Genomic DNA, 15,719 nt, shown 5'->3' on the forward strand with positions numbered 1-15,719 from the left:
AAAGGTTGCTTAATATAAGCAATAAAACCATACCTGTTTTACTGAAGCCGTATTAAAATAAAGAACCCTGACTTCCATAAAAGTCAGGGTTCTTTATTTTAATAGATGTCTTAAAAAAGCTTCCTAGATTAACGTAGCTGCTTTTTCAATTACTTTCGGTAAACCTGATACGTCAGAACCACCAGCCGTGGCAAAGAAAGGCTGACCGCCACCGCCGCCTTTGACTTCCTTCGCTAATTCACGAACGAGCTGTCCGGCGTTGAGGCCGCGTTCTTTCACCAGATTTTCAGAAATCATCAGAGCCAGCGAAGGTTTGCCTCCTACTTCAGCTACTAATAGAGCGAAGAGGTTATCTACTTTATCTTTTAGCTGATAAGCCAGCTGTTTCAGAGCGTCGGCGTTGGGCACTTCTACTTGTTCAGCGATGAAGTGAATGCCATTTTTCTCACTGATTTTCGATACCAGAGCTTCCCGAACGGAGCTTAATTTCTCGATTTCCAGCGAGTCTACGCGTTTTTGCAAGGCTGCTTTTTCTTCGAGTAAGCCCTGAACAGATTTCAGTACATCCTGCGTTTTCAGTAATTCTTTCAACTGACTTAGTAACGAGGACTGTTCTTCCAGCAATTCAAAGGCTTTCTCCGAAGTAATGGCTTCAATCCGGCGAACACCCGTCGAAGAAGAGCTTTCGGAAGTAATCTTGAATAAACCAATTTCTCCGGTAGCGGGTACGTGCGTACCGCCGCAAAGCTCTACCGAATAGTTGGGGTCGAAGGTAATGACGCGAACGAAATCACCGTATTTCTCGCCAAACAACGCCGTAGCTCCCCGCTGACGAGCTTCGTCGATGGGCACGTTACGATCTTCCTGAAGAGCAATGTTCTCACGAATTTTTTCATTCACCCGTTGTTCCACCCGAGCAATTTCCTCATCCGTCATTTTCGCGAAGTGAGAGAAATCAAAACGTAGTAAATCAGGACTCACCAGCGAACCTTTCTGAGCCACGTGCGAGCCTAACACCTCCTGCAAGGCACTGTGCATTAAGTGGGTAGCCGTATGGTTAGAAGCAATGAGTTTCCGGCGGGAAGCGTCCACTTTTGCCCTTACCTTGGCTCCGTGAGCCTGTAGTTTTTCTTCAAACTCCTCGTCTTCAATGACGTGAATGCTAAGGTCGTTTTCTTTCTTGGTATCCACCACAATTAGCTCGGCATTAGGCCAGGACAGTACGCCCGTATCACCCACCTGTCCGCCAGATTCGGCGTAAAAAGGGGTTTGATCCAGCACTACGTGGTATTGGGTTTTGCCTTTGGCTTCTACTTTGCGATACTTCGTGAGCGTTGAGTCGGCTTCGGTCTGGTCATAGCCCAGAAATACGGTTTTGCCGCCTTCCTGTAATTCCACCCAATCCGATTTCTCCGTAGCTGCATCCTTCCGGGAGCGGTTTTTCTGTTCGGCAAGAGCTTTCTGGTAGCCTGCTTCATCGATAGAAAAACCTTGTTCACGAGCAATAAGAGCCGTTAAATCCACGGGGAAACCGAAGGTGTCGTTCAGTTCGAAAACGGTAGATCCTTCGATAACCTTACTTTCCGATTCCTGAGCCAGAATCTTATCTAACAAGGTCAACCCTTTTTCCAGCGTACGCAGGAACGCCGCTTCTTCTTCCTGAATAACTTTTGCTACGAAATCTTTCTGAGCAATCAGTTCGGGGAAAACACCATCGAATTGATCTGCTAATAAAGGAATCAGGCTGTATAGGAAAGGTTCGCGGAAACCCAGGTAGGTATATCCGTAGCGAACGGCCCGTCGTAAAATCCGGCGAATGACGTAACCAGCCCGAACATTGGAAGGTAACTGTCCATCGGCAATAGCGAAGGCAATGGCCCGGATGTGATCCGAGATGACCCGCATGGCGATGTCTGCCCATTTATCTTCTCCGTAAGTCTTACCAGCTGCTTTTGCAATGAAATCAATCGTTCCGGTGAAAACGTCGGTATCGTAATTTGATTTTTTTTGCTGAATCGCCATGCAAAGACGCTCAAAACCCATTCCCGTATCTACGTGACGAGCGGGCAGAGGTACGAGCGAGCCATCGGCTTTTCGCTCGAATTGCATGAAGACGTTATTCCAGATTTCAACTACCTGTGGGTGATCGGCGTTTACGAGGGACTTGCCGGGAATGGCATCCACTTCGTCCTGATCGCGTAAGTCCACGTGAATTTCCGAGCAGGGGCCGCAGGGACCTACTTCGCCCATTTCCCAGAAATTGTCTTTTTTATTGCCTAAGATGATGCGGTCTTCACTACCCAGAATTTCCTTCCAGAGGTCAAACGCTTCCTGATCGAAAGGCACGCCGTCTTTTTCGTCACCCCCAAAAACCGATACATACAGACGATCTTTGGGAAGTTTATACACTTCCGTTAGTAACTCCCAGGACCAGTGTAATGCTTCTTTTTTGAAATAATCACCAAACGACCAGTTCCCCAGCATTTCGAACATCGTGTGGTGGTAAGTATCAAACCCTACATCTTCGAGGTCATTATGTTTACCAGATACCCGAAGACACTTTTGTGTATCCGCGATCCGGCGGGAGGGAGGCGTACCGTTACCCAGGAAATAATCTTTAAACTGAGCCATTCCTGAGTTATTGAACATCAGGGTAGGGTCGTTTTTAGCCACCAGCGGGGCCGAAGGAACAATTAAATGGCCTTTTGATACAAAAAAATCAAGGAAAGCCTGGCGTATCTCTCTGGAAGTCATGGGATATTCGTGAGTCAGCAGGTTTCAGTTACTAAAAGGAAACCGCTGGAAATTAGCCTGCAAAGGTAATTTAAATTTCCTTGCGGGCGAAAGGTGTGTGAAAGAGCAATGATTTTGCGGAGAAGAATTTTTTTTGTTGAAAACCAATTGTTTATAGAAAAATGTTAAAATTATATTTTTGAAAATAGGATTTGTTAAAAGAAAATAAGGCATTTTTAAGGCTCTAATACGGTCAATCGACCTATTTTTAATTCCCTAACCTTGCAACCATATTTCTTCTGACGTAGTTTACGTTAGAAAGAATAGGGGCAGGGCTATGGACTTTTGGGGCTAGCAACACCTTCACCGGAACTTATTACTATGCGGCGGTTATGACGGACGAGAAGCGGTACTATACCATACGAGAAGTAGCAGATATGTTTTCGTTTGATATCTCTAAAGTGAGATATTGGACGGACAATTTCCCCACGCTCAAAAATAAAGTGAAGCGGAATCGGGGGGGCGACCGTATGTATACCAAAGAAGATATTCGTCAACTGGAGATTATCTATCAACTGGTTGAAGAACGCGGCTATACCTTAAAAGGAGCCCGCAAATACCTTGAGAACAAAGAATTCAAACAGGAGAATAATACCGAGCTGGTAGATTCCCTGTTGGAGTTACGCAAGTTTCTGCTGGATCTGAAAGCTACACTTGATGAAAAGACCGGACGTAGTCGCAAGTTTGAAGTGGCCGATAAAGGAGAAAAAGACGAAGAGCAAACCTTGAAGCTGGCTCGTCAGGTGAAATAAAGAAATAGAATATAAGGAAAGGCCCACGATCTTCGTGGGCTTTTTTGTTGCCGCTACTAAAACTTTTCAACAGGGGTACGGGTTTTTAGAGAAATTATGGAGAGAGAAGACATTCTTGTTGTATTCTTTTGCGTTATTTATCGACTGTAATTTTGATTTTTACATACTCTAATGGCTGATACCAAGAACCTCCTGGAACGCATTTTACATTCCGTTTTTTTTAAAAGTGCTCAGAAAAAAGCCAGCAAGTCGGCTCGTAATCCTGCTTTTCTTTTACAGTTAATGACCCGTGTTTTTCAAGCTTCCAACAAAGCTGGAATCATCAGCGATGTACAGGAAAAAATTAGTTTACTGGGTCGGCTGATTCGGGCTTATGCCAAAGGCGAGTACCGCACATTACCCTGGAAAAGTCTGGTGTTAACCGTTACTGTGCTGATCTACTTTGTCAGCCCCATTGATGTGATTCCTGATTTATTACCCATCGTAGGATTTACGGATGATGTAGCCTTGTTAGTATGGTTGTTTCGCACGATTTCCACCGATCTGGACGCCTTCAGTGAGTGGGAGAAACGGGGAGCAGTGACGGTTGAAGAGGTAAAATAGGGCTCTAGCCTTCGATGGTGTAAAAGAAAAAGCTCGGAGTAAATACCGAATTTTTCACCTGAAATTCTTAACTTTACATTCATATTATTAAAGACATTGATTATGGAAATGGCAACAATTTTGGCGTTTGGCCTCGGTGGTCCCGAAATCGCCCTGATTATTTTTGCCCTTGTTCTCCTCTTTGGAGCCAAGAAAATCCCTGAACTCGCAAGAGGCTTAGGAAAGGGCATTCGCGAGTTCAAGGACGCTAGTAAAGATGTCCGCAGCGAAATTGAAAAAGCAGGCGACGAAGCCAATAAATAGTCGTTTTTGCTACTACTTCAGGGCATAGTCACACGACTAGGCCCTTTTGTCGTTTTTTACAGAATCCTCAGATTATCCAGTATATTTTGAAGTACTACTCCTCCTTCCGTTCGCTTCAGCAGGATTTACGCCAAGGCACCACTTCCTGCCTTGCCATGGTCGATTATTACCTGAACCGTATTGAAAACCACACTCATCTGAATGCCTTTCTGGACGTTTACGCAAACGATGCCCGTACTCAGGCCAGTCGTGTAGACGCCAAGCTAGCCGCCGGAACGGCTGGAAAGCTGGCAGGGATGGTCATCGGCATCAAAGACCTGCTTTGCTATGCCGATCACGGAGTACAAGGGGGGAGTAAAATTCTGAACGGATTCGTCTCGCAGTTTACGGCTACCGCCGTGCAACGCCTGTTGGATGCCGATGCAGTGATTATCGGTCGGCAGAACTGCGACGAATTTGGGATGGGCTCTTCGAACGAAAACTCTGCTTTCGGTCCGGTGCGGAATGCCTTCGATGAAAGTCGGGTACCGGGCGGTTCTTCGGGTGGGTCTGCCGTTGCCGTTCAGGCCGATTTATGCTTTGCTTCCATTGGTACCGATACGGGTGGTTCGGTTCGGCAGCCTGCTGCCTTTTGCGGAGTAGTCGGTTTAAAGCCAACGTATTCACGTGTATCCCGCTGGGGCCTGTTAGCGTACGCTTCTTCTTTCGATACCATCGGCCCGATTACCCGTTGTGTAGAAGATGCTGCCCTGATTCTGGAGGTCATGGCGGGAGCAGATGAGCAGGACAGCACCGTCTCGCAAACCCCGGTTCCTGCGTACTCGGAGAAATTAACTTCGGGTGGTCTGAGAAAAATTGGCTATTTTCGTGAAAGTATCGATTCAGAAGGAGTAGACGAATCAGTGAAAGCCGTTCTTCGTCAAACCATTGAACGCTTACAGGCCGAAGGGCATACCTTAGTTCCGATTGATTTTCCGCTGGCTCATTATTACCTGCCAACGTATTATATTTTGACTACGGCTGAAGTAAGCTCCAATCTTTCCCGTTACGACGGCGTTAGATACGGTTACCGAAGTCCGCAGGCCGTTGATCTGGATTCGCTATACCGACTCAGTCGTACCGAAGGTTTAGGCAGCGAGGCCCGCAAACGAATTCTGCTGGGGACATTTGTTTTAAGTGCAAATTATTATGACGCTTATTACACGAAAGCACAGCGAGTTCGGCGTTTAATCAAGGAAGAAATCGAAAGGCATTTCCAGGAAGTAGATTTTATTCTGTATCCCACCACGCCTTCAGTTGCCTTTCCTTTAGGAGAAAAGTCTTCGGACCCCTTAAAAGAGTTTCTGGCTGACATCTTTACGGTGCAGGCCAACCTCACGGGCACTCCCGCTATTTCACTTCCGCTGGGAAAAGATAGGCAGGGTTTATCCGTTGGCATTCAGGTGATAGCCCCTGCCTTTGGCGAAGAACAGTTACTTGCTTTTGCCAAGTCTCTGGAGGGGATTACTGAGCCCCAATTAACGATGTAATTAATCAACCGAATGAATAGAAAGTTATTGCTTTTTGCAAAAAGAGCAATAATGAGCACCCTTCTGCCCCACTGATCGATAAAGTATGTCCTGAGAGTTTCGCGAGGAAACTCCAGTATCACCTAACAACAAACTCTCAATGATGAGACCAATTCGAATCCTGACTGTTGCAGCAGCGATTGCCTCATTTTCGATTTGTTCCGTAGGAGCACAGACCGATTCGACGCAAAAGAGTATTGCTTCCGCTACGGTTACGAAAGATTCCGTGCCACAGGTTGATTACAACCTGGTTCACGAGCGGATGAAAAAACTTCAAAAGGAGATTCCCCTGAATCACAACGATGTAACGCATCAGTACGTCGAATTTTTTACGTTTCGTAAGCCTTCTTTTGTGAAGGAAATGCTGGAACGAAAAGCCTTATTTTTCCCCATTTTTGAAAAATACCTCGCTCAGTACGGATTACCCGATGAGCTGAAGTATCTCTCCCTGATTGAATCACGGCTGGACCCCAAGATTATCTCACACGCCGGAGCTGGCGGGTTATGGCAGTTCATGCCCAGCACCGGACGCATTGATTTCAAGTTACGGATTGATAAATACGTAGACGAACGCTTTGACCCTTACAAGGCTACCGAAGCGGCCTGTAAGTATTTCCTGCAACTCGGTCGGATTTTTAATAATGACTGGGAAATGATGCTGGCATCCTATAACAGCGGTCCGGGCAATGTTTCGCGGGCGGTTCGTCGTTCGGGCAAGAGTAGCTATTGGGATGTGTATCCCTACCTGCACAAGGAAACGCGGGGTTATGTGCCTCAATACGCGGCGATTGTTTACATGATGCATTATGCCGCAGATCATGGCATCAAGCCCGATACGGTTCGCTCAATTGCTGCGTTTGATACGATTCACGTCAATTCTTACATGAATCTGAAAATGCTGGCGACTGCGGGTCAATTTTCCTACGATAAATTCAGACAACTGAACCCACAGATTCTGACGGATGTTTTACCAGAAGATACCCGTCGGTATCCCATCCGCCTGCCTAAAGAGGAGCTGAAGCATTTTTACGCTCACCGTCAGGAAGTAATGCTGTCTGCTACACAGTCTCCGTTTGCGGAGCGTACCATGCTGGCTTCCAACACAACCAGCAACGAAAGCGATGAAGATCAGGATGCAGAAGCGAAAGTAACAACGCAGTCGAAACGATTGTCCCACAAAGTTCGTCGGGGCGAAACCCTGTTTTCAATTGCCCGCAAATATCAGGTAGCCGATGCTCAGCTTAAAAACTGGAATCACCTGGGTCGTCACAATAAAATTCATGCTGGACAATCGTTGGTGATTTACAAGCAGGTGGAGGTAAGTACACAACCGACGGCTACTTTAGCGAAAAATACGACGAAGGCTTCACGTGAAGATCGGTTGAGTAAAGTTCGGAAATACCATACCGTTCAGCCCGGCGATTCACTCTGGAAGATCTCGCAGCGGTACGGTGGCATCTCCATTGATAAACTGAAAAAACTAAACGGCATTAAGGGGAATGATGTAAAACCCGGCCAGAAGTTAATTGTGATTTAAAACCAGCGAAAGGTGAGTCAGAAAGGCTCACCTTTCGTTCCCTATACACGCCTGCCATGATTGCTTACCTAGACGGAAAACTAGCTTTAAAAGAACCAGCTTACATTATTATTGATGTACAGGGAGTGGGTTATGAAGTTCGCATTTCCCTGCAAACGTTTTCGACCTTACCCGAGGTAAACGAAAAATGTCGATTGTTTACTTTTCTGAATATTCGGGAAGACGCTCATGTCCTATTTGGATTTCGGGAGATGACCGAAAAACAGTTATTCCTGGATTTAGTAAGCGTTTCCGGTATTGGCCCGAACACGGCTCTGGTTATGCTTTCGTCACTTTCTTCGGTGGAAATCCGGCAAGCCATCATTACCGAAGATTTACGCGTTATTCAGGGAATTAAGGGCATTGGAGCCAAAACGGCACAACGGGTGATTCTGGAGCTAAAAGACAAACTCAAGAAAGATCATCTGGCTTCGGGCAGCATGACAACCAACCTCTTCCTCGGCCCTAATTCAGCCGCCCGGACGGATGCTATTTCAGCTTTGATTGTCATGGGAATCCCTCGTCCAGTTGCCGAAAAATCCGTGGATACCATCCTGAAAAAACAACCGGATAGTACAGTAGAAGAATTAATCAAATTATCACTGAGATAACGTTTTAAATAGATTTTAAAAAATACCATTTCTTAATTGCAAACAAGTGGGAGCCCATCCCACTTTTTTTTGCAATTTTACTCCAGTTTCTGCGTTTAGGTTGCGGTAACCTGCCATTGGTTCCTCAGTCCCTCAATAGTTAACACGTACCTACCCCAGTTTATATATAGGACATTATACCTAACAATGCGAATTTTCCAACCCGTTCGAAAGTCAGGAGTTTATTCCCGGCGGAGGCGATGGATTACGGTACCCGGATTTATAAGGGCTTTCTTCTTGATTGGAACAACGTTTATGGTCGCCAAGGGCCAGGTTGTTCGCCCTGATTCTGTTCAGCAGGATACACTGTACCGTACCAAAACTGGCCGACGACCCTATCTAAAAGTACCAGACCGATTAGGCAGCCGATTCAGCTATCGTTTGCCGCAGTCGCCCTTAGTGCCCCATGATCCTAAAACCTTACAAACCCAATTCAGATACGATCCCAACGGACAGCGGATTATTGTAGATGATCACTTTAGAGTAGGGGATACACATCTGCCTTACCGAACCGGCGAAGCCATTTCGCTGGATGAATACCTGCGAATTCAGAACGATGCTTCCTACCGGGACTTAATTCGTGAATACGCGGCTCGTTCAGATGGTAAAAGTGAAGTTTCGGGTCGGGGACTTTTCCCAAAAATAAAGCTGACGGACCCTTCGCTCGACCGGATCTTTGGTTCGAATATTATCGACTTCCTACCCAACGGTTCGGTAATGCTCGACTTTGGGTATTTACACCAGAACATTGATAACCCGGCTATTCCTGTACGGCAGCGTCGGACGGGTAACTTCATTTTTAATGAACAGATTGCCATCAACTTCGCTGGAAAAATTGGTGATAAGCTCAACCTGAATACCAATTTTGATACCAAAGCCGCTTTCAATTTTGAGAATAAGCTCAAGCTTGGTTTCCGAAATCAGGAAGAAGACATTATTCAGCGGGTGGAAGCGGGGAACACTAGTTTCCGAACCAATAGCCAGTTAATTCCTAGTGTTGAGAACCTTTTTGGAGCCAATGTAGCTCTGCGGTTTGGCAAACTGGATGTGAATATCGTAGCGGCTCAACAACGTTCTAAACGTCAGAGTATGACCCTGAAAAATGGGGCTCAGAACAGGCCGTTTAGCATTCGTGAAGACTTATACGACGAGAACCGTCACTTTTTCCTTAGCCATTTTTTCCGGGATAATTACGAACGTTCCTTGCAGCAGTTACCCATGATTACCTCCGGGGTAAATGTAACGCGGGTAGAAGTGTACGTAACCAACCGCTCCCAGAGTACGGAGACCTTGCGAAATCTGGTAGGGTTGACGGATATGGGTGAAGGAAATCCGTATAACCGCACTTCTCCGCTGGTACAGCCTATTTCGGGTTCGGCCAGTTCACCAGCTAGTAATGCCATCAATGGATTGTTCCAGAATGTTTCCCAAAATCCCGTCGTTCGTCAGATTGATAATGTAGCTTCTGAGTTAACGGGCAGCAGTTATACGCGAGGTATTGACTTTGATATCTTACGAGGAGCCCGGAAACTCGGCGAACGCGAATTTAAATTTCATCCACAGCTGGGGTACATTTCGTTATTAACCCCAGTTCGAAACGATGAAGTGATTGCCGTTGCCTACGAGTACACCTATCAGGGGCGGAGTTACAAAGTCGGTGAGTTAACAGAAGATTACCAGAACCGTCAGCAGGATGAAGTCATTGTTCTGAAATTATTGAAGTCGTCAACCATTCGGAATAATACCAGCATTCCGATGTGGGATCTGATGATGAAGAATATTTATTCCCTCAGCACGCAAACGCAGTCCAATAATACCAGCAGTTCGACGACGTATACCGGAACAACGGTCAGTGTTCAGAAGCAGGGTTTCCAACTACGAGTTATTTATAAAGACGATATTACGGGGGTAGATAACCCCGCTCTTCAGGAAAGTAATATTGCCGGAATTCCGCTGGTGCAGGTCATGAATCTGGATAAACTTAACCAGATGAGCGACCGACAGCCCGACGGAAATTTTGATTACGTAGAAGACGTAACCATCGACTCCAAAAATGGTCGGGTTATCTTCCCGGTGCTGGAGCCTTTCGGGTCAACGCTACGAAATCGGCTGAGTGCAGATAATCCTGCTTTGGTAGAAAAATACGTACAAACCACATTATACCGAGGTACGCAGATTGACGCAACGCAGGAGACGGACAAGAATAAATTCTACATTTCAGGAAGTTATCAGGGAGCCAACGGAGCTCAGATTCAACTGGGTTTTGGAGTGGATGAGAAAACGGTTCAGGTGTCAGCTGGAGGCGTTGCTTTAAATCCCGGAACGGACTTCGTGGTGGAAGCCGGAAGCGTTCGGATTCTGAACGAGTCGCTGATGAATTCGGGTAAAGACGTAACCATCAGTTGGGAAACGCCGGATCTGTTCAATAATCAGGTGCGAACGATGCTGGCGGGGCGTTTTGATTACCGGGTTGACCGGAACTTCAACATTGGAGCAACGGTAATGCGTTTACGCGAAAGTACCCCTGGTAACATTACCCGCGTGGCGTTAGGAAACGAACCCGTTAATAACTTCCTGTTTGGGCTGGATGCCAACCTGAAGAAAGACGTTCCGATCCTGACGAAAGCTCTGGACGCTTTGCCGTTCCTGCAAACGAAGGAAATGTCAACGATTGCTTTTTCGGGCGAGTACGCTCAGTTATTACCCGGCGTAACGCCGCGTTCCCGGAATCGAAGTTACCTTGACGACTTCGAAGGCAGCCGAACCATTTATGACTTTACCCGTCAGCCCATCAAATGGCGGTTGGGGGCTACACCCGATGGATTCCCGAAAGGTAATGCTGCGAACCCACTGGAATATGCCTATCGCCGAGCCATGATTTCCGTATATAATATTGATCAGACCGTTTACGGAACGGGTGGACTGGGAAACAATTCCGTACCGGGTAATCTGGACGTTAGTAACGTATACGAACGCCAATTTATGCCGCAGGATATTTTCAAAGGAAAAGCTACCCTTAACTATAACCTCCCGCTCAATACGCTCGACATCGCCTATTTCCCCTCCGAACGCGGGATGTACAATTACAACCCGGACCTGACTTCGGAAGGCTTATTACGTAACCCCAAACAAAATTTTGGAGCCATTACCCGAGCCATTACTTCAGATAATGACTTTGATAACTCAAACATAGAATTGCTGGAGTTTTGGGTGATGGACCCCTTCCAGACCGGAGCGAAAGCCGTTGTAAAAGACGGGGTGGTTAATCAGAATAATACCACGGGAGGTAAGTTACTGCTTCACCTCGGAGACATTTCGGAAGATGTCGTTCCTGATGGACGTTTCAACTTTGAAAATGGTTTGCCCGTGGGAGAGGTGCGTAGTCAGCCCGTGAACGGCCAGCCCGCTAACGTAGACTCAACGGCCTGGGGCCGGGTTACGAAGCAGCAATTTGTTATCAATGCATTTGATAATGAGAATATTGCCGCTCAGGATATAGGTCTGGATGGTTTGAACAATAATGCCGAGCAAACGTTCTTCGGGAATTACCTCAATCAGGTACGGACGCGGGTAACGGGTCCGGCTCTCAATCAGATTCTCTCGGATCCATCCAACGATGACTTCCGCTATTACCTCAGTACGGAAGCCGATCAGAATAACTGGTCGCTGGTACAGCGGTATAAGCGAATCATGGGGATGGAAAATAACTCACCCGCGAATACTGCATCAGGCTCACAAATTACGCCGTCTTCTTCCAGCCTTCCCGATTCGGAAGACCTGAACGTAGATAATACGGTGAACGAAACCGAGAGTTATTACGAATACGAAATTCCCCTGAAGCCCGGCGAGCTGAAGGTAGGAAGTAATAACATTGTGGACGAGGTAGTCGTAAATCAGCAGGATGGGACTACAACGAAATGGTATTTATTCCGGGTAGAGGTTCGTAAGCCTACGCGTTCGGTGGGGGGCATTAATGGGTTCAAATCCGTTCGTTTCATGCGAATGGTAATGACCGATTTCGAGCAACCCGTTGTGTTGCGGTTTGCTCAATTCCAGTTAACGGGTTTTCAGTATCGGAAATATGATTACGATTTGAATGCCAAAGGTCTGGATGAAATACCCGAGCCTTACGATGCTGATTTTCGGGTGTCTACGGTAAGTATTGAAGAAAATGGCCCGGGAACGAAGGATGCGGGTCGTATTCCTTATGTGGTTCCTCCGGGGTACGAGCGGGATCGCGACATTATGACGCTCAATAATGCCGAACTCAATGAACAGGGGTTAAGCCTTTGCGTTACTGATTTGCGGGATGGCGATTCGCGGGCGGCTTACAAACTGGTGAACTATAACCTGAATCAGTACCGTCGCCTAACTATGTCGGTGCACATGGAAAACGCCATGAATGAGAGTTCAAAAACCTCAACATTCATTCGGCTGGGAACGGATTTCAAGGATAACTATTACGAAATTGAAGTGCGGGATTTGAAAGCAACCGATCCCGGTTCGATTAACGTAGGAGCTCCTGATCCCACGCTGGTTTGGCCCTTGGATAATAAGTTCGACTTCCCGATTGATGAATTAAGGCGGGTGAAATCCGAACGAAATCGACTGGGAGCGGCCAATGCTACACCATTCACGCTGGTTTCGGAGGATGGAAAGTATAACATTACCGTAGTCGGTACGCCGGATATTTCGGCGGTGCAAGTGTTAATGCTAGGGGTTCGAAATCCTACTTCTGCGGATGGGCAGGCGAAATCATTCTGCGTTTGGGTGAACGAATTTCACGCCACGGATTTTGACCAGAAATCGGGCTATGCTGCCATTGGCCGGGCCGACATCAAGCTCGCCGATTTTGCGACAGTTACCCTGACCGGGGCCGTGAAAACCTACGGATTTGGAGGCGTTGAAACCCGAATTTCCGAGCGAGCTCAAAGTAACTCGCTGGCCCTGGGCATGACTTCAAACGTCAATCTGGACAAATTCTTTCCACAAAAATGGGGCCTACAGATTCCGTTTTATTTTAGCGTAGATCGCCAGAATATCCGGCCGCATTTCAACCCACTGGACCCAGACATGCCGCTGGAATTATCCTTAAGCACCATGAGTGCCAGCCAGCGGGAAGCGTACCGGAAAATGGTAGAAGAGAACTATTCCCGCAAGGCAATTAACTTTTCGAACGTGCGTAAAATTCGAATGAACCCCAGCAACCGGGCTCATTTTTACGACATTGAAAACTTCTCGTTTACCTACGCCTATTCAGACGCGATTCGCTCCAATATCACCATGGCCGAATATCGTCAGTTATCGCGGCGGGGCGGCATTACCTACGCCTTCACAACGGTGCCCAGACCCTGGGAACCTTTCAAGAAATGGAAGAATGATCGGCATATCTTTCAATTGATTAAAGATTTCAATTTTACACCCGTTCCAACCAGCATTACCCTGCGGGCGGATATGGATCGGAGTTTAATTCGGACGCAGTATCGCAGTGCGGTGGCGGGTTCAACGGCAGGTAACCCCAGGTTAACCACCGATGGAGTTACGCCATTGTTTGAAAAATACTGGCTATTCAATCGTCTGTATGGATTGACCTGGAATTTATCGAAAAACTGGAACGCTCGGTATAATGCGACGGCTCAGGCCATTATTGATGAACCTTACGGCGACATTAATACCCAGGAAAAGCGGGATTCGGTTATGAATAGTTTGCGGAACCTGGGACGGATGAAAAACTTTGAACAGCGTATTGATAATACCTGGCAGGTTCCTTTAAATAAAACGCCCCTAACCGACTGGATGACGGCTCAGTTGCAGTATAACGTAGCCTATAAATTTCAGGCGAACAGTTACGGCATTGTTGATTCGACGGGAACTCCTTTCGGTAACACCATCCAGAACCGGAAGGAACGCGTATTGACAGGACGCATCGATTTTGTGGCTCTATATAACCGCGTAAAAGCCTTACGCTGGGTGAACTCACCCAGGGCTCCGCGTCGGGACATTGCTCGAAGCCCCGGTGATTTTGACGAAGTAGAACAGGATAATAACCGTTTCCTGAAAAGTGTGTCGCGGTTATTACTGACGGTTCGCGGGATTCGATACACGTATGCTATTGATGAATCGACAATTCTGCCCGGCTTTATGTCAACGCCTCACTTGCTGGGGGATCGTAGCGGCGTGCCGGGTATGCCCTTCATTCTGGGAAGTCAGGATGCGAGTATTCGATACCGGGGAGCAGCGGAAGGCTGGATTTCGAAGAGTACGGTCCAGAATCAGCCTTTTGTACAGACGGTAACCAAGCGTTTTGAAGCCACCACAGACCTGGAGCCCTGGAAGGATTTCAAGGTGTTCATGGATTTACGGTATAACCGCTCGGATAACTATCAGGAGTTTTTCCGTCCAGCCACGGTAAATGGAGCTTTTCAAAGTCAGTCGCCCGTGCGTTCGGGTAGTTATTCGATGAGTTACCTCTCGTTCCTGACGGCCTTTGAACGAACCAGCCGCGAAAGCTTTTCAGCGAACTTTGAACGCTTTAAGGATTACCGAAATTTATTACTGGACCGTCTGAAGCAGGCAAACCCTGCGGGCGATTCCTATAACCTGAATTCACAGGATGTATTGATTCCAGCCTTCTTTGCAGCATACTCGGGTAAGAGTCCGGAAAAGGTAAAATTTTCACCTTTCTATAAAATTCCTCTGCCTAACTGGCGGGTGAATTACAACGGTCTGACAAATGTGCCTTGGGTGAAAAGACGTTTCTCACAGGTACAGATTACGCACTCGTATTCAAGTACCTACAACGTGGGTAGTTTCGTTTCATCGCTGGAATACGATGCCGCTTTCGTAGCCCTGAACGCTCCTATGTATCCGTTTGCTGACCGGGTTAATGCCGAAGGTCAGTTCGTTCCCGTGTATGTGATGAGTGTGATTTCTTTCGTAGAACGTTTCGCTCCGTTCCTCGGCGTACAGTTCCGAACAAAAGATGGTATTTCGGGTGGGTTGGAATATAACCAGGATCGGAACGTTGGTCTGAACCTTTCGAACGTCTCGGTGAATGAAGTAAGTAACAAAGACCTGACGGGTCGGGTTGGTTTCACGAAGCAGAATGTGCGGTTCAACCTCGGAGGACGTCAGATCAAACTGAAAAATGACCTGACTTTCGATTGCCGATTAACCTTCCGGGATCAGCGAGTAGTCATTCGAAAACTGGAAGGCGAAACAACGCCAACGGCGGGTAACGTATTCTTCCAGTTTAACCCCAGCGTTACTTACAATGCCAGCCGTCAGCTAAATGTGCGGGTGTATCTGGATCGTACAGTAAATGATCCGTTGGTATCCAATTCCTTCCGGCGAGCTTTAACGCAGGGCGGAGTTCAGCTACGACTGAGTTTGAATTAATAGAAAAAGCTGACCTTGTGCTGCCAGCATGATTCGGTCAGCTTTTTCAAAAACTAAAAATTGGAAGTCGGGAATG

General features: G+C 47.0%; 8 protein-coding genes. 7 read left to right on the top strand and 1 reads right to left on the bottom strand.

Features of this window, described 5'->3' with window-relative positions; all coding sequences use genetic code 11:
* Nucleotides 1-123 precede the first annotated feature (123 nt).
* On the bottom strand, nucleotides 124-2,754 hold the full coding sequence (gene alaS, locus QE390_RS09935; protein ID WP_307142013.1) for an alanine--tRNA ligase: 2,631 nt from the start codon (nucleotides 2,752-2,754) through the stop codon (nucleotides 124-126).
* 371 nt (nucleotides 2,755-3,125) lie between these two features.
* On the opposite strand from alaS, the gene QE390_RS09940 reads away from it, so the two are divergent.
* The 7 genes from QE390_RS09940 to sprA all read left to right on the top strand — a co-directional run bounded on the left by QE390_RS09940 (nucleotide 3,126) and on the right by sprA (nucleotide 15,643).
* A complete protein-coding gene (locus QE390_RS09940) occupies nucleotides 3,126-3,545 on the top strand; it encodes a MerR family transcriptional regulator (RefSeq protein WP_307142014.1) in 420 nt (139 codons plus the stop codon).
* Between the two features lie 171 nt (nucleotides 3,546-3,716).
* Complete coding sequence (locus tag QE390_RS09945; RefSeq protein WP_106636800.1) at nucleotides 3,717-4,148, top strand: YkvA family protein; 432 nt, start codon at nucleotides 3,717-3,719, stop codon at nucleotides 4,146-4,148.
* A 102-nt stretch (nucleotides 4,149-4,250) separates the two neighbouring features.
* Nucleotides 4,251-4,451, top strand: a complete 201-nt coding sequence (gene tatA / locus QE390_RS09950) for a twin-arginine translocase TatA/TatE family subunit (protein WP_106636801.1) — start codon at nucleotides 4,251-4,253, stop codon at nucleotides 4,449-4,451.
* Between the two features lie 86 nt (nucleotides 4,452-4,537).
* Nucleotides 4,538-5,980, top strand: a complete 1,443-nt coding sequence (gene gatA / locus QE390_RS09955) for an Asp-tRNA(Asn)/Glu-tRNA(Gln) amidotransferase subunit GatA (RefSeq protein WP_307142015.1) — start codon at nucleotides 4,538-4,540, stop codon at nucleotides 5,978-5,980.
* Nucleotides 5,981-6,119: 139 nt separating this feature from the next.
* On the top strand, nucleotides 6,120-7,556 hold the full coding sequence (locus QE390_RS09960; protein ID WP_307142016.1) for a lytic transglycosylase domain-containing protein: 1,437 nt from the start codon (nucleotides 6,120-6,122) through the stop codon (nucleotides 7,554-7,556).
* 56 nt (nucleotides 7,557-7,612) lie between these two features.
* Nucleotides 7,613-8,206, top strand: coding sequence for a Holliday junction branch migration protein RuvA (gene ruvA, locus QE390_RS09965; protein ID WP_106636804.1), 594 nt, complete (start codon nucleotides 7,613-7,615; stop codon nucleotides 8,204-8,206).
* A gap of 186 nt (nucleotides 8,207-8,392) precedes the next feature.
* Entirely contained in the window at nucleotides 8,393-15,643 is a 7,251-nt protein-coding gene (gene sprA / locus QE390_RS09970; protein WP_307142017.1) for a cell surface protein SprA, read from the top strand.
* Nucleotides 15,644-15,719: the final 76 nt, after the last annotated feature.

It is taken from the genome of Siphonobacter sp. SORGH_AS_1065 (genome assembly GCF_030818595.1).
GTDB lineage: Bacteria > Bacteroidota > Bacteroidia > Cytophagales > Spirosomataceae > Siphonobacter.